This window comes from Pseudoalteromonas sp. SCSIO 43095 (assembly GCF_023650455.1).
GTDB classification, from domain to species: Bacteria; Pseudomonadota; Gammaproteobacteria; order Enterobacterales; family Alteromonadaceae; genus Pseudoalteromonas; species Pseudoalteromonas tetraodonis.
Genome location: NZ_CP087995.1, coordinates 1,669,905 through 1,688,490, shown reverse-complemented (window position 1 = coordinate 1,688,490; position 18,586 = coordinate 1,669,905). Strand labels below are relative to the sequence as shown.

The 18,586-nt window shown below is 40.5% G+C and carries 14 protein-coding genes; 4 read left to right on the top strand and 10 right to left on the bottom strand.

Going from position 1 to position 18,586, the window contains the following annotated elements:
* Positions 1–46: 46 nt before the first annotated feature.
* From LOC50_RS07985 to LOC50_RS07975, 3 genes are all read right to left on the bottom strand, one after another.
* A complete protein-coding gene (locus LOC50_RS07985; RefSeq protein ID WP_013464677.1) occupies positions 47–940 on the bottom strand; it encodes a carbon-nitrogen hydrolase in 894 nt (297 codons plus the stop codon).
* Positions 937–1,992, bottom strand: a complete 1,056-nt coding sequence (locus LOC50_RS07980) for an agmatine deiminase family protein (RefSeq protein WP_036982999.1) — start codon at positions 1,990–1,992, stop codon at positions 937–939. The genes LOC50_RS07985 and LOC50_RS07980 overlap by 4 nt, the downstream gene beginning before the upstream one ends.
* 114 nt (positions 1,993–2,106) lie before the next feature.
* Positions 2,107–2,715 carry a PilZ domain-containing protein gene (locus tag LOC50_RS07975; RefSeq protein ID WP_036982997.1) on the bottom strand — a complete coding sequence of 203 codons (609 nt, stop codon included), beginning with the start codon at positions 2,713–2,715 and terminating at the stop codon, positions 2,107–2,109.
* 297 nt (positions 2,716–3,012) lie between these two features.
* Here LOC50_RS07975 and LOC50_RS07970 point away from each other — a divergent pair, with 297 nt between their 5' ends.
* From LOC50_RS07970 to LOC50_RS07960, 3 genes are read left to right on the top strand one after another with little or no spacing between them, the layout of a single operon-like run.
* Positions 3,013–3,570, top strand: coding sequence for an RNA polymerase sigma factor (locus tag LOC50_RS07970; protein WP_036982995.1), 558 nt, complete (start codon positions 3,013–3,015; stop codon positions 3,568–3,570).
* Positions 3,567–4,643 (top strand): FecR family protein, encoded by a 1,077-nt coding sequence (locus LOC50_RS07965; protein ID WP_036982993.1) that lies wholly within the window; start codon positions 3,567–3,569, stop codon positions 4,641–4,643. The genes LOC50_RS07970 and LOC50_RS07965 overlap by 4 nt, the downstream gene beginning before the upstream one ends.
* A gap of 9 nt (positions 4,644–4,652) precedes the next feature.
* Positions 4,653–7,685 (top strand): TonB-dependent receptor plug domain-containing protein, encoded by a 3,033-nt coding sequence (locus LOC50_RS07960; RefSeq protein WP_036982991.1) that lies wholly within the window; start codon positions 4,653–4,655, stop codon positions 7,683–7,685.
* 378 nt (positions 7,686–8,063) lie between these two features.
* On the opposite strand, the gene LOC50_RS07955 is transcribed toward LOC50_RS07960, so the two are convergent.
* The 6 genes from LOC50_RS07955 to LOC50_RS07930 all read right to left on the bottom strand — a co-directional run bounded on the left by LOC50_RS07955 (position 8,064) and on the right by LOC50_RS07930 (position 13,887).
* On the bottom strand, positions 8,064–8,507 hold the full coding sequence (locus LOC50_RS07955; RefSeq protein WP_036983479.1) for a ferritin-like domain-containing protein: 444 nt from the start codon (positions 8,505–8,507) through the stop codon (positions 8,064–8,066).
* 171 nt (positions 8,508–8,678) lie between these two features.
* Positions 8,679–9,617 (bottom strand): LysR family transcriptional regulator, encoded by a 939-nt coding sequence (locus LOC50_RS07950; protein ID WP_028835763.1) that lies wholly within the window; start codon positions 9,615–9,617, stop codon positions 8,679–8,681.
* 16 nt (positions 9,618–9,633) lie between these two features.
* A complete protein-coding gene (gene aceK, locus LOC50_RS07945) occupies positions 9,634–11,352 on the bottom strand; it encodes a bifunctional isocitrate dehydrogenase kinase/phosphatase (protein WP_036982989.1) in 1,719 nt (572 codons plus the stop codon).
* A gap of 192 nt (positions 11,353–11,544) precedes the next feature.
* Positions 11,545–12,027, bottom strand: a complete 483-nt coding sequence (locus LOC50_RS07940) for a DUF4124 domain-containing protein (RefSeq protein WP_036982987.1) — start codon at positions 12,025–12,027, stop codon at positions 11,545–11,547.
* A 145-nt stretch (positions 12,028–12,172) separates the two neighbouring features.
* Positions 12,173–13,669 carry a DUF3413 domain-containing protein gene (locus LOC50_RS07935; protein ID WP_036982985.1) on the bottom strand — a complete coding sequence of 499 codons (1,497 nt, stop codon included), beginning with the start codon at positions 13,667–13,669 and terminating at the stop codon, positions 12,173–12,175.
* A gap of 5 nt (positions 13,670–13,674) precedes the next feature.
* Positions 13,675–13,887 (bottom strand): YejL family protein, encoded by a 213-nt coding sequence (locus LOC50_RS07930; protein WP_008109847.1) that lies wholly within the window; start codon positions 13,885–13,887, stop codon positions 13,675–13,677.
* 63 nt (positions 13,888–13,950) lie between these two features.
* Here LOC50_RS07930 and yejK point away from each other — a divergent pair, with 63 nt between their 5' ends.
* Positions 13,951–14,967: a nucleoid-associated protein YejK gene (yejK, locus tag LOC50_RS07925; RefSeq protein WP_036982983.1), complete on the top strand. Its 1,017-nt coding sequence runs from the start codon at positions 13,951–13,953 to the stop codon at positions 14,965–14,967.
* A gap of 331 nt (positions 14,968–15,298) precedes the next feature.
* Here yejK and rne read toward each other — a convergent pair whose 3' ends face one another.
* Complete coding sequence (rne, locus tag LOC50_RS07920) at positions 15,299–18,460, bottom strand: ribonuclease E (protein ID WP_250653028.1); 3,162 nt, start codon at positions 18,458–18,460, stop codon at positions 15,299–15,301.
* Positions 18,461–18,586: the final 126 nt, after the last annotated feature.

Below are 18,586 nucleotides of genomic sequence, written 5' to 3'. Positions count from 1 at the left end.
TACTCCATTAAATTAGGCTCTTAGCTGCTAAGAGCCATACTATTATTTAGTCGCGATAGATTTTTGTTAAATCTTGATAATGATCTATTCTGCGGTCGCGTAAATACGGCCAGATACGTCTTACGTTTTCGCTGCGTTTTTGATCAAGTTCAACCATTAATATTTGTTCACTTTGATTATCGGCCTCTGCCAATATTTCGCCTTGAGGACCTGCAATAAACGAGTTACCCCAAAATTGAATGCCGTCACTTTGTCCACTCGGGTCGCGCTCAAGACCAACACGATTACAGCTAATCACTGGAACGCCATTGGCTACCGCATGGGCTCGTTGGCTAATAACCCAAGCATCTTTTTGACGGGTTTGCTCGTCTTTATCATCGCGTGGATCCCAGCCAATTGCTGTTGGATAAATTAAAAGCTCTGCACCGGCCATCGCCATTAAACGCGCCGCTTCAGGAAACCACTGATCCCAACACACCAGTACGCCAAGTTTGCCCACTGAGGTTTGAATAGGCTCAAAGCCTAAGTCGCCAGGAGTAAAGTAAAACTTTTCGTAAAAGCCAGGGTCATCCGGTATATGCATTTTACGGTATTTACCGGCAATACTGCCGTCTTTTTCGAGCACCACTGCGGTATTGTGGTAAAGGCCTGTAGCGCGCTTTTCAAATAAAGACGCGACAATTACAATACCAAGCTCTTTAGCAAGTTCACCTAACGTGTTACTACTCGGCCCAGGTATTGTTTCGGCTAAATCAAAGACGTCGACATCTTCAGTTTGGCAAAAATATAAACTACGGTGTAATTCTTGTAGCACAACAAGTTGTGCACCTTGACTGGCTGCATCGCGAATGCCAGCAATTGATTTTTCAATATTGTGTTCAGCGTTGTCACTGTTGCTTTGTTGCACTAAGGCAACTGATAAATTTGCAGGGCTTGTCATTGTGCTGCTCCAGCTAAAAATCCACGAGGTAATTGCATTGTAATGCAGTGAAGACTGCCAAATTGCTCAATAATAGATAAACAATTTACCCCAATAATTGTGTGCTCTGGGTATGCTTTTTGAACCTGTGCTAACGCGCGTTGATCGTTTATATCGTTATAAGTAGGCACTAATACCGCATTGTTAATAATTAAGTAATTTGCATAGGTGGCGGGTAAGCGCGTGTTTTCATCATCGTACACGGCTTTTGGCCATGGCAACTCAATTAGCTTATATGGGGTGCGATCGGCAGTTTTAAAGCTTTGTAGTTGCTTTTGCATGGCATTAAGCGCGCTGAAGTGCTCATCGCTTTCATCGTCACATTGCACATACACTAGGGTATTATTTGGTGCAAAACGCACTAAGGTATCAATGTGGCTGTCGGTGTCGTCACCTGCTAAATAGCCATGATCAACCCATAAAAAATCTGTTGCGCCCAAGTGCGCTTTTAAAAGCGCTTCTATGTCACTTGGGTTTAAATTTGGGTTACGGTTTTTATTAAGCAAACATTCGCTGGTTGTTAGCAACACACCATGCTCGTTTATTTCAATACCGCCACCTTCAAGTACCATATCGAGCGCTTGATAGTGGTTGTTTTTGCTACTTAACTCTTTTACCAAAGTACGATTAATTTCATTATCTAATGCGCTTTCAAATTTATTGCCCCAACCATTGAAAGTAAAATCATATACTTTTAGTTGCTCGGGTGAGTCAATAGCGCCACAAGTAAGCGGGCCATGATCGCGCGCCCACGTATCGTTGGTAGGGGTTACTACAAAATGAACACGATTCAAAGAGATGTTAGCGCTATTTAGCAATGCTGTAATATGCATTTTTAAGGCACTATTATGCGCCACAATAACAAGCTTTTGCTGCGTTGTTATATGCTTAGCAAGCTCAATATATACAGGTTCTACACGGGCTAAGTTATCAGCCCAATCTGTGTCTTTATGCGGCCATGTAAGCATAACAGCGTCTTGCTCGGCCCATTCAGGTAAAAGTCTAAAGTTCATGGATTTTTAATACAAATAAAGATGGGGCTAGTTTAGCAGTTCAATTACTGCTAAGTCACTTCTAAATGAGTGTTTGGCTCACAATTTTAAAGCGATTTGAGAAGTAAATAAACGCTAGCTTTTATCGTTTGTACTCTCTTTGGCTTTTTCAAGTTGCTGGCGCTTTTTAAGCTGGCGAGTTTGCGCATGTAAGCTGGCTCTTACAACCAACTCTTGGTCGCTGTCTCTTATTGATACAAATAACAGGGTATATTGGTAGTGCTCATTATCTTGTTTTTCAATGGCAACCACTTCGCTATAACAATACACCGCAGAGGCCTCGTGTTGTAAAAAAAGTTTAGTACGAAACTTTTGCTCTAATGTATACAAATGTTCACTGGTAAACTTAATGCCGCCACCGCCGTAACTGTCGCAATAGATAGAGTTATCTTCTGGTTGTTCAGAAGCTAAAATATGACTCATGATCAAATCTATTTTGCGCGACTGAGCTTGTAAAAAAGTAGTTAGTTCTTGGGCAATATCACCTAAATTACGCAAAGGGCCTAAGGCGCTTTGCTCTAAACTGCTTACTTCGTTAGCAAGTTTAAATAAAGGCGGAATATCAGCGTCAAGTTCAGCTAAACTTTTTGGCACAGCCGAATCATCTACGGCAAACAGATTGACGCGATTACTTTCATCAATTTGAAAATAAAGCTCAAAATCTGATAATTTTTGATTATTCATATGTAACTCCTATCCGTTAATAGTAGCGTTGCCACTACTAAATTACTACACAACACGCCAATAAAATTAAGCTAAATATCTGTTTGCCCTCATTATAAAAAGCCTAATCAACTAAAATTGCGGTAACTTTCAATATTTACCAAACAGGCATAATCATTAAAAAAGTTATAAAAGGTAATACGTTTACATTGCACTATCTATGTTAGTAACTAATAAATAACCAATAATTAACAAAATTCCTTGTAATTAGCCCTAAAACCCGTAATCTTACGGAAATAATAACAAGAGACGACCCACGTGGCTCAAGGACTTAGATTAGCCAGTACATTATCAGACATATCCACGCAACTGCGGCGCTTCGTGTCTAAAATTGTGTTGCCTGACGATGTTGATGATATTGTTCAAGAGACCTTTGTTAAAAGTTATGAAGCTGAATTAAAGCAAGATATTCAATACACCCGTAGCTACATGTTAAAAACAGCTAAACACCTAGCACTTAATCATATAGCTAAATGGGATAATAAATTTAGTACCCCTTTAAACCACGAAACTGAACTCCCTAAATTGCTTAAATCAATGCAATTAGAAGACGAATACACCTCTAAAGAGCGTTTTTTATTATTTTGTCGGGCGACTGAGCAATTAAGTCCTGTTGTAAGAAAGTGCTTTATTTTAAAAAAAGTCTATGGAATGAGCCAAAAAGAGATCGCACAGCAAATGCAGCTAAGTCAAAGTACGGTAGAAAAACACATTGCCAAAGGGTTATTAAATACCATGCTATATATGCGCGAACAGTCACACTATGAGAGCGACCATTGCCAACAAAGTGCGGACATAATGAGGGCAGCAAAATGAATATCATCCATCAATTTACCTCAAAAGAATTAATATTAGAAAAAGCATCGCAATGGATCAGTGCTATTGACCGTGGCCTTACAAAAGAAGAGCAAGAACAATTTAAACTGTGGATGCTACAAAGTACTGCTCATCAAAATGCGGTGTATGAATTAGCTCAGCTTTGGGATGACCTGAGTGTGCTTAACGAACTCAGCGTATTATTTCCAAATAAACAACCGGCTAATAGCAAAACAAAGCTTGCGTATGTATTTGGCATGGCAGCAAGTATTGTTGCTGCATTAATGATGTGCAGCTATTTATTGCTAAATATAGATAGCAATTTCAACAAAAATTTAGCCAAGGTAAATTATACAAAAATTTATAAAACAAAAGTTGGCGAGCAAGCAACCTATGTTTTACCAGATGGCACAATTGTACAACTTAATACCAATAGCTCATTGGAAGTCGCTTATAGCCAAGGTCGTAGGCAATTGTTACTAAGTCGTGGCGAGGGCCGTTTTAATGTTGCTAAAGATGCATCACGCCCATTCAGCGTGATGGCCGGTGATAAAAGCTTTACCGCTCTCGGTACTGTATTTAATGTGCAGCGCAATACTTCGTCAGATCTCGAGCTGGTTGTTACTGAGGGTAAAGTGATGATCACCGATCCTAGCGTTGCTGTTAATGCTGATGATTTTAAAGCGTATCAACAAGCTGATAATAACAATCATGAAATTCGTCAAATTAATGCCAATATTGTGATTTCCGGTGAAAAAGTAATTATTGAACAAAGCGTTACCAAACCAATCACACAGTTATCGGTTGATGATGTACAGCGTGACTTAGCTTGGCAAAATGGCATGTTGATATTTAATGGTGAGCAACTGGTTGATGCCTTAAACGAAGTCAGCCGTTATACCGCTACGCGGTTTGAACTATCATCTGATGAGTTAGCCCTTATAAAAGTGGCCGGTGTTTTTAAAGCGGGTGATGTGGCAGGGCTGTTAGAGAGCTTGCAAACTAATTTTTCGATTGAACATGAACGTTTAGGCGAGCATGTTGTTAGCCTAAAATATCAAAAAAAATCATAGGTAATCGTAATGAAAATCACATCATTGTTAATCAATGTTGCTCATAAGAGTGTAAAAAGTAATTTAAAGATTATAAAAATGATAAAAAACTATAGAGGATTTTTGTTTGCTAACTGTTTATATAAGTTGCGCAGTAACCATACGTGCCATTTAACTCAATTTGGCCTTGTTGCACCGCTGTTTTTTAGTATCAGTGTGTATGCAAGTCAAACCGAAGGGCAAATGATGCAATTTGATATAAAAGCGCAACGAGCAGACAAAGCTTTAATAGAATTTGCTAAGCAAACAGAACAAACTGTGGTTTTTTCGTATGAACTTGCCAAGCAATACAAAGCAAATTCGTTGTATGGATTTTATTCTCAACTTGATGCACTAAAAGCATTACTGGCTGAGACACCGCTCGATGCGGTTGTTGATCAAAATGGTTTACTGAGTATTAAACTCAAACAAATCAATAGGAAAGATAACAACATGATGAAGCTTTCAGGAGTTAGTGCAGCTGTATTACCTGCTTTACTTGCAGTTAATTCACAAGGAATAAATGCCGCTGAACAAAGCGCAGAACAAAACATCGAAAAAATTGCTATTGTAGGTAGTCGTGTGGCAGGGCGCTCAGTTGAAGACTTACCTGTCCCCGTTGATATTTTAAGTGCAGAAGCACTCGAAAATACCGGCCAAACAGAAGTTGGTCGCATGCTTCAAGCTATCGCACCTTCTTTTAACTTTTCAAGTTCATCTATTAGTGATGGTACTGACGCATTAAGACCAGCAACGCTACGTGGCCTAGGGCCAGATCAAACGTTGGTATTGATCAATGGTAAGCGTCGTCACCAAGCCAGTATTATTCATATTAATACTTCGGTGGGGCGTGGTACGGCGGGTACCGATATGAACGCCATTCCAGCCTCAGCAATTAAACGTATTGAAGTACTGCGTGATGGCGCTGCGGCTCAATATGGTTCTGATGCAATTGCCGGTGTTATAAATATTGTGCTCAAAGATGGCAGCGAAGGTGGTAAAGCCGCTATTAACTACGGTGAGTATTCAGAAGGTGATGGCGAAACTGTTAACATCGACTTTAATAAAGGCTTTGCTTTAGGTGACAATGGTTATTTAAATACAACTATAAACTACCGTGACCGCGCGCCAACTAACCGTGCAGGGCTTCATGGTTCATGTCAATTTTATGGTTGTACTGAGCTCAGTGACGGCACGTTACTGGCAGGCGACCCGCGTGAACTAACCGCGCCACGCGATACATTTAGAATTGGTGATGCCGACTCTCAACAATTTGGTTTAACCGTTAACACCGGCTACGAATTAGGGGCGGGTGAACTATACGGTTTTATTACCTATTCAACGCGTGATAACGAATCAGCAGCATTTTTCCGTCATAATGCCAATGCCGGTGGTAACCCAGTATTACAAGATGGTGATGCGACAGTTCCGGCTGGCTTTTTACCAAAAATAAACACTACGATTGACGATATTTCATATAACTTTGGTTATAAAACGCAGTTTGATAACGACTCAAGCTTAGACTTATCGTACACCTATGGTGAAAACAGCATTGATTACACCACTAGCGATACGATTAATGCCTCTTATGCCAACTTCTTACGTTACGACCAAGGCTTGAGCGCCGCAGATATTCGCGCCACTATTCCACGTGAAGGTTACGCGTATGGTATGGAGTTATCACTGCAAACGATTAATCTTGATTTTACACAAAATTTTGATGATTACTCATTAGCAATGGGCGCAGAAATACGCACCGATGAGTACCGTATTTTAGAGGGCAGCGAATACGCATACCGCGATTACGATACCAACAATGGTGTTAATATTTATAATGGACTGAGCGGTGGTATTGGTAGCGAAAATGCATCAGGTGGCACACAAGGCTTTGGTGGTTCATCGCCAGCATCGTCGGTTGATGAGTCGCGCGATGTGATCTCGTTTTATTTAGACGCTGAGGCTTACGTTATTGAAGATGTGATTATCTCAGGGGCGTTACGTTACGATAATTACAAAGGATTTGGCGATACAGTTAACTTTAAACTCGCGGGTAACTGGTCACTAACCGAAGATATTTCACTTCGTGGTGCATTAAGCTCAGGATTTAGAGCCCCTTCAATGCAGCAGTTGTACTTTAACAATATCAGCACGCAGTTTGTTGTTGGTCCTAATGGCAATTTAGTGGCTGAAGAAGTGGGCACGTTTAGAAACGATTCAACACTGGCGCAAAGTTTAGGTATTCCTAAGTTAACAGAAGAGAAATCACAAAACCGCAGTTTAGGTATTGTTTATAACGTAAGCGATAATATTAATGTAACGCTTGATTACTACTCAATCGATATTGACGACCGTATTGTAATTAGTAATCGCTTAGGCAAAGGTTTATCAAACAGTCTTGATGCCGCGTTACTGAGCTCGGGTGCTGGTGCAGGACAGTTTTTCTTAAATGGCGCTGACACAGAAACGCAAGGTATCGACTTTGTAGCTACATGGAATACAGAAGGCCTAGGCGGCACGCTTGATTTTACATTAGCGGCCAACTTTACCGAAACCGATGTCGTGTCGTTATTTACACCTGCAGGTTCTGGTCTTGAAACCGTGCCAGTCGATGATGTGTTTTCTGATCAAGAAATTTCTATCATTGAAGAATGGCAACCAGAAGATCGCATTAACTTAAGTGCGCTTTATCGCCGTGACGATTGGACTGTTAATTTATCACTTAATCGTTTTGGTGAGTACACAGTTGAAGATGGCGGCCGCCAGACTTACGGTGCTGAAATTTTAACTGACATTAAAGTTAATTACTTTGTAACTGATAATTTATCGGTAAACATTGGCGCAAATAACTTATTTGATGTTTACCCTGATGAAAACACCATAGGTAATTCACGTTCAGGTACTATTGTAGATGCTCAAGGTAATACCATTGTCAGCAGTGATGGGGTATTTAAGTACTCTCGTCGTTCAGCGCCATTTGGTTTTAACGGTGCTTACTACTACGTAGGTGCAGAATACCGCTTTTAATAAGGGTCTGTTGACCTTTTTGGATTAAAATTTGTTCAAACTAGGAGCGGTTTAATCGCGGCGCGAGGTTTGTAACCTAGTGGGCTAAGTAAAAACCGAGCAAAGCTTCCGCGTCCTGCTCACGCCCCTTACCTACATCCATGTAGGCAACAAAGAGTAAATCGCCCCTAGGCAGAACCCTTCGGGCAGCGCCTGTTTGGTATTGATGCGGCGTTATCGCCTATTTATGGGGAATAACCACACCACATAGGCTCTGTCTTGCCTAAATACCAAACAGACTGCTGCAAATTCAACCTTAAAAGGTCAACAGACCCTAATAACTCTCCTATTGTTATTTAACAACCAAAGGGCCGTAAGGCCCTTTTATAGTTTTTAAACTTAATGTTTTTGCATTTTACTCATTTCAGCATGACAGCTTTGCATGGTAAGCAATACCTTTGACAGCGCCGCTTCACAATCATGTGATTGAGGCTTTTTCAACGCTGTTTTGATTTCTTCTAAGGTTTTATCTTCTACTTCTTCAAGCTCTTTAATGTAGGTTTGGTCGTTATCGCTAGTGAATGTACTGAGCAAAGCGGTAAATGCTCTGCGTGCTTCTACCGCGAACGAAGAGCCATCTTCACGTGCACCTTGTTGATTAATTGCATAGGGTTGTAAGCTTTCAACACTTACTTTGCGGGCGTCAATCATGCGCTGAAATAATGCACTTAAGCTAGGATCTTGTACTTTATCTTGTGCTTTTTCGTAAAAGTCGATACCGCTATTCATTACTTGGATAATGTCGGTGATATGATTTATCTCTTGTCCTTGATGAGTGCTCATAATAATGACCTCTGTTAATTTAAAATACATAGATAACTAAGCAAGCGGCATTCCAACGCGGTTTTATTTTTAACTAATTGTTTTTCATCGTTTTATTATTGTGGGGATGTCTAGGCAAGCTTGCTAACATGCTGCTAGCAAGCAAAATTTACATAAAAGCATGTAAGAAGGTTATTTAAGCTCTTCAGCTACTTCGGCTACTTTTTGACGTAACCAAATATGGCTAGCATCTCTGTGTAACAAAGGGCTCCATATCATATCAAGTTCAAATGGTGGAATAGGAAAAGGTGGCTCAAGTATTTTAAGCCCTGGATCGTCTACATAAATATTGGCCGCTTTTGAGGGTAAAGTCGCCACGAGGTTTTTTTCTTTCGCTAAATGAATCGCAACATGGTAGTTACGAGTAAAGGTGGCAATATTTCGATGCTTCCCAAAATGGGCGAGCGCTTCGTCAACCCAACCCAGCTTTTGCACATCTTTAGGGTCCATGCCAACCCCAACACCAAAGCCTGTTTTACTTACCCAAATATGACGGGCTTTTAAATAGCTATCTAGGCTAAAGTTTTCAATAATAGGGTTGTCGGATCTTACTAAACAGCAAAAGCTATCTTTCCAAATTCGCTTATGATGAAACGATTGCGGTAAGTTCTCAAAGCGGTTAATTGCCATGTCTACTTTACCGTTTTCTACATCATGAAAGGTTACATCGCTGGGCGTTAAAATATCTAATGTGGTGTCTGGGGCTTCTTCATGTAATTTCCCTAACAAACGCGGTGCCATAGTACTGGCTGCATAGTCACTGGCCATAATTCTAAACACGCGTTTACTTTGTTTAGCTTCAAATTCGCGATTAGGTGCTAGCGTTTCCTCAAGCGTCATCAAAATGCCGCGAATAACAGGCTGTAACTCAATAGCGCGCTCGGTCGGCACCATACCATCGCTGGTACGCACTAAAATAGGATCGTTAAAAAGGTTACGTAGGCGTTTCAGTCCATTACTCATTGCCGGTTGAGTAATACTAAGCTGGTTAGCGGCACGAGTAACGTTACATTCGCGCAGTAATGTATCGAGATAAACCAGTAAATTTAAATCTATTTTACTTATATTCATTGTGTGTCCTTAACGTTTACCAGTAATGGATAAAACGCTGTGCTGTAGGATAGGGATAAATATGACTCACCTTTCCATTTTTTATATTTTGTTGTGCTTGTTTCCAAAAGCTCACATCAAGTAGTTCTGGGTGCGTACTGGTTAAAAATTGTTTATATGTTGGGTTAGGCATTACAAAGGTACATAATTGCTCTGGAAATACATCTTGCGGAGCAACCGAGTAACTTTGTTCATCCATCAAATAATCATCATAACTTTTTGCTTTGGGTAGTGCTCTAAAGTTCATGTCTGTTAAATATTGCACTTCATCGTAATCATAAAAAATAATACGTTTGTGCTTACTTACACCAAAGTTCTTTAACAGCATATCGCCAGGGAAAATATTCACGGCAATCATTTCTTTAAGCGCCTGGCCATACTCTTCAATGGCATCGGCGGCACTTTTTTCGTCTGCATTTTCTAAAAAAAGATTAAGCGGTGTCATTCGCCGTTCAATATACAAATGTTTTATGATTAACCACTCACCCTCAATCACCATCGATGAGCCAATGGTTTTGTGCAACTGTGCTAACAAGTTACTATCAAATCGTGCCAAAGGAAATACGACGTTTGAATACTCTATGGTGTCAGCCATTCGGCCAACACGGTCATGACTTTTAACCAGTTGATAGCGTTTTAATACCGTATCGCGACCAAACGGCTTACTTTCGCCAAATTTATCTTTAATAACTTTAAATACATAACCAAACGAGGGTAGGGTAAATACCATCATCACCATACCCGGTGTACCGGGAGCAATGGTAAATTCGTCATTAGAATGGATTAAATGATTCAAAAACTCGCGATAAAACTCGGTTTTACCTTGTTTATGAAAGCCTATGGCGTTGTAAAGCTCGGCGAGGGTTTTATTAGGCATAAGTTGATTTAAAAACCGCACTAACGCTGAAGGAGCGTGAGTTTCTACCATAAAATAGGCACGCGCAAAGCCAAAAATAACGCGCATTTGCGACGACTTTGTAAGTAAGGCATCTAAATAAAGGCCTTTATCTTCATGGTGTAACACGGCAATAATAAAAGGCTGAACGCCACTTTGCGATACAACGCGCCCCACAATGTAAGCGGCTTTATTACGATAAAACGGGGTATGTAATATATCAAAACGCATTTGCCAATGTTGGTGGTGTGTATCGGGTGCTTGTTTATAAAAGGCTTTAACTAATAAACGAATATCGCGTTCTAGATTGACAAAGTCGGCTTTAAAATCAAAGTGATTAATAATGCGTTTAATGGTGGGCTTTAAACCATCTACAACAGGAAAATAACTACGGTATTCAGCTTCAACGGGCACTGGAGGCGCATCTTTGAGCGTGGCTTCTACAAAAATAAAGTCATTGTGAAAATAGCGGCGGTGGTACAAGCGGCAGAATACTGAATTATAAAATGTTTCAGCAAGTTCTGCTTGCGGGTGAAAACATAAAAAGTGTTGGTAAAGCTTTTTCACTTCAAGCCATAAGTTTTCGTTTAGCGCGTCTGTTTGCTGGCGTTCTCGTAGTGTTTTTGTTGTTTCGTTCACCCGATCATCATAATAGCTTATACGCAGGCGACTTATATCATTAATAGCTTGCCAGTCTCTTTTAGCAAAAGCGAAGGGAGCCTTGGCTGTCGTTCTTTGAAACAGCAAATAATGCTTTTTAAAACCGGTTAAAATTAATTCAGCAATTTGGCGTGGTTGCATCAGTACTCCTTAATAGACGCCTTTAGGTGTTTAGGATAATGCCGGTGGATACCATTTAATTTGTAAAAGCGGGTCAAAGGAAATTACACCACTAAACACACAATAGAGTTTATGCTCTATGGATGTAAAGGGTATGTTATTTTATATTTAAAACCAAGCTAATTAAGATGATATTTATTGAAGTTAGCCTGATCAAGGTTGATAGGCATCAATCTTTTTTTGTAAATTTTTAATACGCTTTTCAATCAATGCTTTATCTTTTTTATATTGCTTATCTAATGTTTTCTGTGCGTTTCTAATATCTTTGCTAATACGCTTTTTATCATCTGCGCTCAATATATGATTTAAACGCTGCTGTTGTTTAAAATCAGCCCTGTCTTTTTCTCGTAAAAGTATTGCTAACTTATGCTGATTACTGCGCAGCTCTGCTTCTAGGTTAGAAATAATCGTATCTCGTTCCAGCTCGTTTAACTGTTTGGTATAGTTTATTTCTTTACCCGTTTGCTTAGGCTCAGTGGCGATTATTGTGTGTGAGGTAGCATTATCACTACAAGGAAACTGAGAGAAAGTGGTACCTTTGGGAGTGACGCACTTAAAGTAGGTGGCTTGCGCTGAAGTATATGTACTTAAACAAAAAAGACAGGCGGTAACGATCAGGTTAATAATTTTACACATAACAGTTATCCTTAACATGCGCTACTGAGCTTAAAAATAATTGATGCTAAAAACTATAACCTAGGTTGTTGGGATAGCAAGTGCAAAGGACTAATAACAGAAACTAAGCGAGTCAGTTTTAATGACTCGCTCGTATTATGAGGTGCTATTGGCTGAATGTTTTAAGCTTTTTAATACCATGCACTAAAAATGGAATATCAAGCCCTTGTTCAATTGAAAATCCTTCAGCGGCAGAGATATTTCTAAAATTTCCATCACGATCAATAAGCGTGATTCTATCTTTTTTGTAAGCAATCACCACGCCTTGCGAGTAATTAACCCCAATATTATTACTTTTACTGTACAAGTTTTCGCCCAGCATAGTTTGCTTCGCAATCGCATTACAGTTTAAGTATTGACCAAGGCTTGTAGCGATAATATCGCTAGGCTGAATCAAACCGTTCACCTTAGAAATAAATTTATCGGAGCTATACAATGTTGACGTGGTTACAATTTCATTGCTATCTTGCGAGATACTAAAAGCAAAAAATTCGGTGGCGTCATCACGTACAGTGGCGTTTTCAGCCCCTTTAACAATTCTTATTGCACTGTCTTTATGTGCTTGCTCGTTAATAAAGCTCAGCTCATCAATACCGGCCACTTCCACACTACGGCGTTGGCTTTGCCAAACGGGTAAAGTTTGCTGCTCAATAATGTTCGTTTTGTAAAATGCTGGCAAGCCGTACACAAGCCCAAATAACATATCACTATGATCTGTGGGTTGTAAAAATTGCGTGTTTTTATAAATACTTTGTTGGATGGCAACAAACTTTGCTAGCTGCTCGTCATTATCAAACACCAATATATCAACTTTTGCTGCGCTGTAATCTTCACATTTTTCTAATGGAGCAGGTGCTTGATAATTAATACCTTGGTTATTAATTTTAACGTTGTGCGCTTGCTCGTAGCTTTCAACATCCAGCAAATCGTTTTTAGCGAGTAAGCTTTTTGCCGTAGTCGGGTATGAAAGCGGTAGTACATTATCTTGTTTAGTGATATCAAATTTTAAATTGGCATCAGCCCAAATATGAATGCTGTGGCTTAGCGCAAAACAAATCACTAAAAATGAACCGGCATAACGGGCAAATTTAAACTGTTTTAAACGCCCCAAATGATGCCAAGTAAAATTACTAACAGTCAATTGAAACGCTAATATTGCTAACACTATGCTGCCTGCAAGCAAGGTGGTAAGTGCGGGAGAGTTTGTTACACGATGCCACAACAGTGAAATAATTTCAGGCAGTGCAGAGGCATTTAAGTGATAACCTAAGTTAAAGTAGACGTAAGCGTCTAAAGTCAGTATTGAGGCCCCGATAGTTGCAATCACTGCTGCCATACCGCGTATATGCCGTGGGTAGGGGAATACTAAACTCAAAGGGAAAACCGTCAGCACAAACGCTAAAAATGCAATAAAGCTAGTGTGGCTTAGCCAAGTAACCATCATATAGGTTATACCCATATAAGTGGTCGGTGGCGAATCGGCAAATAAATAGCTTAAGCTAATTAAAAGCGCTAAGCCAATATTGGCAAATGTAAACCAATGGCCCCAACTTAATAATTGACTCGCTTTCGATGAAAACTGGTTGTGCTGCGATAAATTCATAGAGTTTACTTAACCGACTGCGCGAGTGCTTTGGCAAAGTTCTCGGTAACGGCTTGTCTTTTCCCTGTAGGTACATGCTCTTTTAAGATATGCGTGATAGAATTTCCTAAACACATAAGACTTAAATCAACCGGCGCATTGTGTTTTGATAAAACATCAATAAGCTGATCGACGATTTGTTCTACTTCTTCATTAGAGTATTTTGATAAGATTGGCATCAGTTGGTTCAATAAAAAGAGTTATATTCTCGTATTTTAACACCAGAGGCGTGAAAAACAAAGATGGCAATAGATGTTAAAAAATTAGTCGTACACTATGTAGACAAAAAAGATGACAACACTCAAATTCACCTTCGTAACGACGAAATGACTATCAACGATAAAGTGGCTGTATTCATTGAGCAATTACACCATGCCTACAATGGCAAGCCAGGTAAAGGGTTTTGTGCATTCAGTGGCGAAAAAAACAGTATTGTAGCCTCTACCATGCAAAGCTATCGTAATAATGAGCTTGGCTTTTGGCACATGACCGAGCAGGCATCAACGGTGTTAAAAGAAGAGTTAGATAAATACGCCTTTAACGAAACCGGCTATTTAGTATTTTGTCATTATCAGTACGTGGCGACTGATTATATGTTGATTGCTATGATCAATATTAAAGAGCATTACTCAATGACCTCTGAGCTTGATTTAGCCGCATCGCGTCATTTAGATATTTCGCGTATGCAATTGGCTGCTCGTATTGATTTAACCGCATGGGATACTCAAGCAGAAGACAATCGTTATATTTCATTTATTAAAGGTCGTGCAGGGCGTAAAGTCGCTGACTTTTTCTTAGACTTTTTAGGTTGTGAAGAGGGCATTGATCCTAAGCAGCAAAGTCAAGTGATGCTCAATGCGGTAGAAGACTACTTATCAGAGCAAGAGTTTGATAAATCTGAAAAAGACGAGTTACGTAAGCAAGTATTCGATTACTGTAACGACTGTGTTACCACGGGTGAAGAAGCTAATGTGAGTGAACTTTCAGCAACGCTTACCAAAGGCGACGACAACCCATTTGAAAGCTTTTGTAAAGAGCAAAGCTATGATTTAGAAGAGTCATTCCCGGTTGATAAAAAAACGCTAACCAGTATGGTTAAATTTTCAGGCTTAGGCGGTGGAGTCAGTATCAGTTTTGAGCGTAAGCATTTAGGCGAGCGTGTAACTTATAATGAAGCCACTGATACGTTAGTGATCAAAGGTATTCCACCAAATCTAAAAGATCAACTACAGCGCTTTATGGAACAACAGCAAGATTAAACTCACAGCGGGCTGCGAGCTATGGGTTTCGGGATCAGGCTCGTAACCCGATCCCCGTAGCCCGCTAGCTTTTTTGCCTCTAGTCTTTGATTTTTAATCACAGAGAACACCGAGACGCTCCGAACTGCACTGAGAATACAAAACAAAAACTAATATCCCCCTGTGTCAGGGTAGTTTTAACCTTTAACCTTTAACCTTTAACCTTCAGTCTTTAATCCTTACCCGATCCTCGCAACCCGAACCCCGTTGCCAGTTACATAAATGCCAGACAAAAAAACCGCGTTAAAATAAATTAACGCGGCTTTTTTATGCTTTGAGCTAAACTCAGTGCTTATTCAGCACTCAGCGTTTTAGTCATTGCTGAGCTTGCACGACTGGCAGGTTTTACCGAGCCAGGGCGAAGGCCGCTGTCAGGGATTAACTCACGTTTGTCATGTGCCATTGCAACCGATATATGCTTGATTTCACTATCGGCTACAGGCGTAGGCTGTGCCATTGGCGCACTTGCATGTCCTGCTGTAATCACAGTTTTAGCGTTTGCATTAGCTGAACTCGCTTGCGAAACTGTCTTAGGTTTATTTTCAACCACAGGCGCATCTTTCGCTTCTACAGGTGTTTCAGTAGCGCTAACCGGTGTTGTTTCAGCTTCAACAGCAACTTCTTCAGCTTTTACTAGTTCTTCAGCTTTTACTGGTTCTTCAGCTTTTACTGGTTCTTCAGCTTTTACTGATTCTTCAGCTTTTACTGGTTCTTCAGTTTTCACTGGTTCTTCAGTTTTCACTGGTTCTTCAGTTTTCACTGGTTCTTCAGCTTTCACTGGTTCTTCAGCTTTTGCTGGTTCTTCAGCTTTCACTGGCTCTTCAGCTTTTACTGGTTCTTCAGCTTTTACTAGTTCTTCAGTTTTTACTGGTTCTTCAGTTTTTACTGGTTCTTCAGCTTTCGCTAAGTCTTCTTCAACAACGTTTTGTTCAACTACATCAGAGGCATCAACGGCCGTTTTATGTGCTTTTGCTTTTAGCTCTGCCTCGTATTCAGCAGCGGCTTGATCCGCAACTGGAATGAAAGCAGGCGCTTCATCAGACTTCTCTTGCGTGCCTTCACCTTCAGGACGACGACGACGTTGACCTGATGCACGAAGATGGCGTGGTGAACGACGTGAGCGAGTACGTGTTTGCTCTTGCTCTTCATCTTGTTTAGCCACGTTATCGTTTGCATCAACAACAGCTTCTGTTTGTTCTTTAGCAGGTGCAGGTGCTTTTTCATCTGATACCGGCGCTTGCTTTTCAACAACAGGTGCTTGCTCTTTCACTTGTGGCTTGTCTTCTTTAACCACTGGTTGCTCAACAGCTTGTTCAGTAGTTTGAACTTGCTCTGTGCTTTCGTCTTGTACGCGAACTTTTTTACGTAAATTACGACGTTGACGACGTACCTTAGGCTTTTGCTCTTTTGGCTCAGCATTCTTATCAGATTTAACTGCAGTATTCGCATTTTGAGTTGCCTCTGCTTTTACTTGCGTTTTATCTTCAGTTTTATGCTCAGGACGTTTACGCGTATTTGAATTACGACGGCGCTTATTGCGATTCTCATTCTTTTCTTGCGTATCATTTACAGGCGCCGACTCATTTTTAGCTTCAGTGTCTGCAGTACGTTCGTTACGCGGTTTATTACGAGGGTTATTATTACGACGACGTTGGTTGTTATTACGACGACGATTATCATTACCACGGTTATTACTAGGGCGATCTTGCGATTGCTTTTCAGTCTGTTTTTCTGATTTTTGCTCAGTATCAGACCCAAATAAAGACTTAATCCATTTACCTAATGCGGCAAATAAACCAATTTCAGCTTTTGCTTCTACTACCGGCGCAGCTTTTGCTGCCGCTTGTGGAGCAGGCGTTGAAGGCATAACGACGCCTTTAAGCTTCGGCTCTTCACGAACAGTTGCCGCTTGCGATTTAGACATTTCAAATGCTTCAGGCTCAGGCGCAATAACTTGCTCGTAGCTTACAGTTTCAAGCGTTTCATCTTTACGTAAACGCATTACTTCGTAGTGAGGTGTTTCCATGTGTTGATTAGGAATAATCACTACATCACATTTATGATCCTTTTCAATACGGTGAACGCTACGACGTTGCTCATTCAATAAATAAGCGGCAACAGCAACAGGCACTTGAGCATTAACTTGAGCGGTGTTGTCTTTAATCGCTTCTTCTTCAATTAAACGAAGAATAGACAATGCGATTGATTCGTTAGAACGAATAGTACCTTGACCACTACAACGTGGACAAACACCTTGGCTTGCTTCACCTAGTGAAGGGCGTAGGCGTTGGCGCGACATTTCAAGTAAGCCAAAGCGAGAAATTTTACCAATTTGTACGCGCGCACGATCTGGGCGAGCAGCATCTTTTAAGCGGTTTTCTACTTCACGTTGATGACGTGGAGGTGTCATATCAATAAAGTCGATAACAATTAAGCCACCTAAATCACGTAAACGAAGTTGACGTGCAATTTCATCTGCCGCTTCTAGGTTGGTGTTAAGCGCTGTTTCTTCAATATCGCCGCCTTTTGTTGCTTTAGACGAGTTGATATCGATAGAGGTAAGTGCTTCAGTAGGGTCAATTACAATAGAACCACCTGAAGGTAAGCGCACTTCACGTTGGAACGCAGACTCAATTTGGCTTTCAATTTGGTAATGCGTAAATAACGGTGTGTCACCTTGATAAAGCTTAACGCGACTCATGAAATCAGGACGAAAGCGCTCTATGTGCGCTTTAGCTTCTTCAAAAACACGAGGCTTATCAATTAAAATTTCGCCAATGTCACGACGTAAATAATCGCGAATTGCACGGAAGATTACGTTGCTTTCTTGGTGAATTAAAAATGGTGCTTTAGCACTGTCTGCCGCTTGTTGAATGGCTTCCCAGTGGACTAATAATGCTTTTAAATCGTAGTTTAGTTCTTCAAACGATTTACCAACACCCGCGGTACGTACAATTAAGCCCATACCTTTAGGTAGTTCTAAGCGGCTTAGCGACTCTTTAAGTTCAGTACGCTCATCACCCTCAATACGACGAGAAATACCGCCAGCGCGAGGGTTGTTAGGCATAAGTACTAAATAACTACCTGCCACGCTGATAAAGGTAGTCAGTGCTGCCCCTTTTTGGCCGCGCTCTTCTTTATCAACTTGTACAATAACTTCTTGACCTTCTTTGATCACGTCGCGAATATTTGGACGACCATGAAAGGTGTAACCTTGCGGGAAGTAAGTACGGGCAATTTCTTTTAAAGGAAGGAAACCATGACGATCAGCACCGTAATCAACAAATGCTGCTTCTAAAGATGGTTCAATACGTGTGATTTTACCTTTGTAAATATTGGCTTTTTTCTGTTCATGACCTGGGCTTTCTATATCTAAATCATATAGGCGCTGGCCGTCAACCAGTGCTACGCGCATTTCTTCTTGCTGCGTTGCATTGATTAGCATACGTTTCATAATGTTACTCTACTAGTTTGTGTCGCTGACATGACGATGTTTTCTCGCCTGTTCAGGTGTTCCTATTTTTAGAATGTGCAGTCTCACGACTGGGTCTTTAACGGAACGGCTCTGTATTTAGTAAGC

Bases quoted from the DNA above. Each gene is read 5' to 3' on its own strand.
- LOC50_RS07985 (WP_013464677.1), bottom strand. From the start codon at position 940: ATGACAAGCCCTGCAAATTTATCAGTTGCCTTAGTGCAACAAAGCAAC.
- LOC50_RS07980 (WP_036982999.1), bottom strand. From the start codon at position 1,992: ATGAACTTTAGACTTTTACCTGAATGGGCCGAGCAAGACGCTGTTATG.
- LOC50_RS07975 (WP_036982997.1), bottom strand. From the start codon at position 2,715: ATGAATAATCAAAAATTATCAGATTTTGAGCTTTATTTTCAAATTGAT.
- LOC50_RS07965 (WP_036982993.1), top strand. From the start codon at position 3,567: ATGAATATCATCCATCAATTTACCTCAAAAGAATTAATATTAGAAAAA.
- LOC50_RS07960 (WP_036982991.1), top strand. From the start codon at position 4,653: ATGAAAATCACATCATTGTTAATCAATGTTGCTCATAAGAGTGTAAAA.
- LOC50_RS07955 (WP_036983479.1), bottom strand. From the start codon at position 8,507: ATGAGCACTCATCAAGGACAAGAGATAAATCATATCACCGACATTATC.
- LOC50_RS07950 (WP_028835763.1), bottom strand. From the start codon at position 9,617: ATGAATATAAGTAAAATAGATTTAAATTTACTGGTTTATCTCGATACA.
- aceK (WP_036982989.1), bottom strand. From the start codon at position 11,352: ATGCAACCACGCCAAATTGCTGAATTAATTTTAACCGGTTTTAAAAAG.
- LOC50_RS07940 (WP_036982987.1), bottom strand. From the start codon at position 12,027: ATGTGTAAAATTATTAACCTGATCGTTACCGCCTGTCTTTTTTGTTTA.
- LOC50_RS07935 (WP_036982985.1), bottom strand. From the start codon at position 13,669: ATGAATTTATCGCAGCACAACCAGTTTTCATCGAAAGCGAGTCAATTA.
- LOC50_RS07930 (WP_008109847.1), bottom strand. From the start codon at position 13,887: ATGCCAATCTTATCAAAATACTCTAATGAAGAAGTAGAACAAATCGTC.
- yejK (WP_036982983.1), top strand. From the start codon at position 13,951: ATGGCAATAGATGTTAAAAAATTAGTCGTACACTATGTAGACAAAAAA.
- rne (WP_250653028.1), bottom strand. From the start codon at position 18,460: ATGAAACGTATGCTAATCAATGCAACGCAGCAAGAAGAAATGCGCGTA.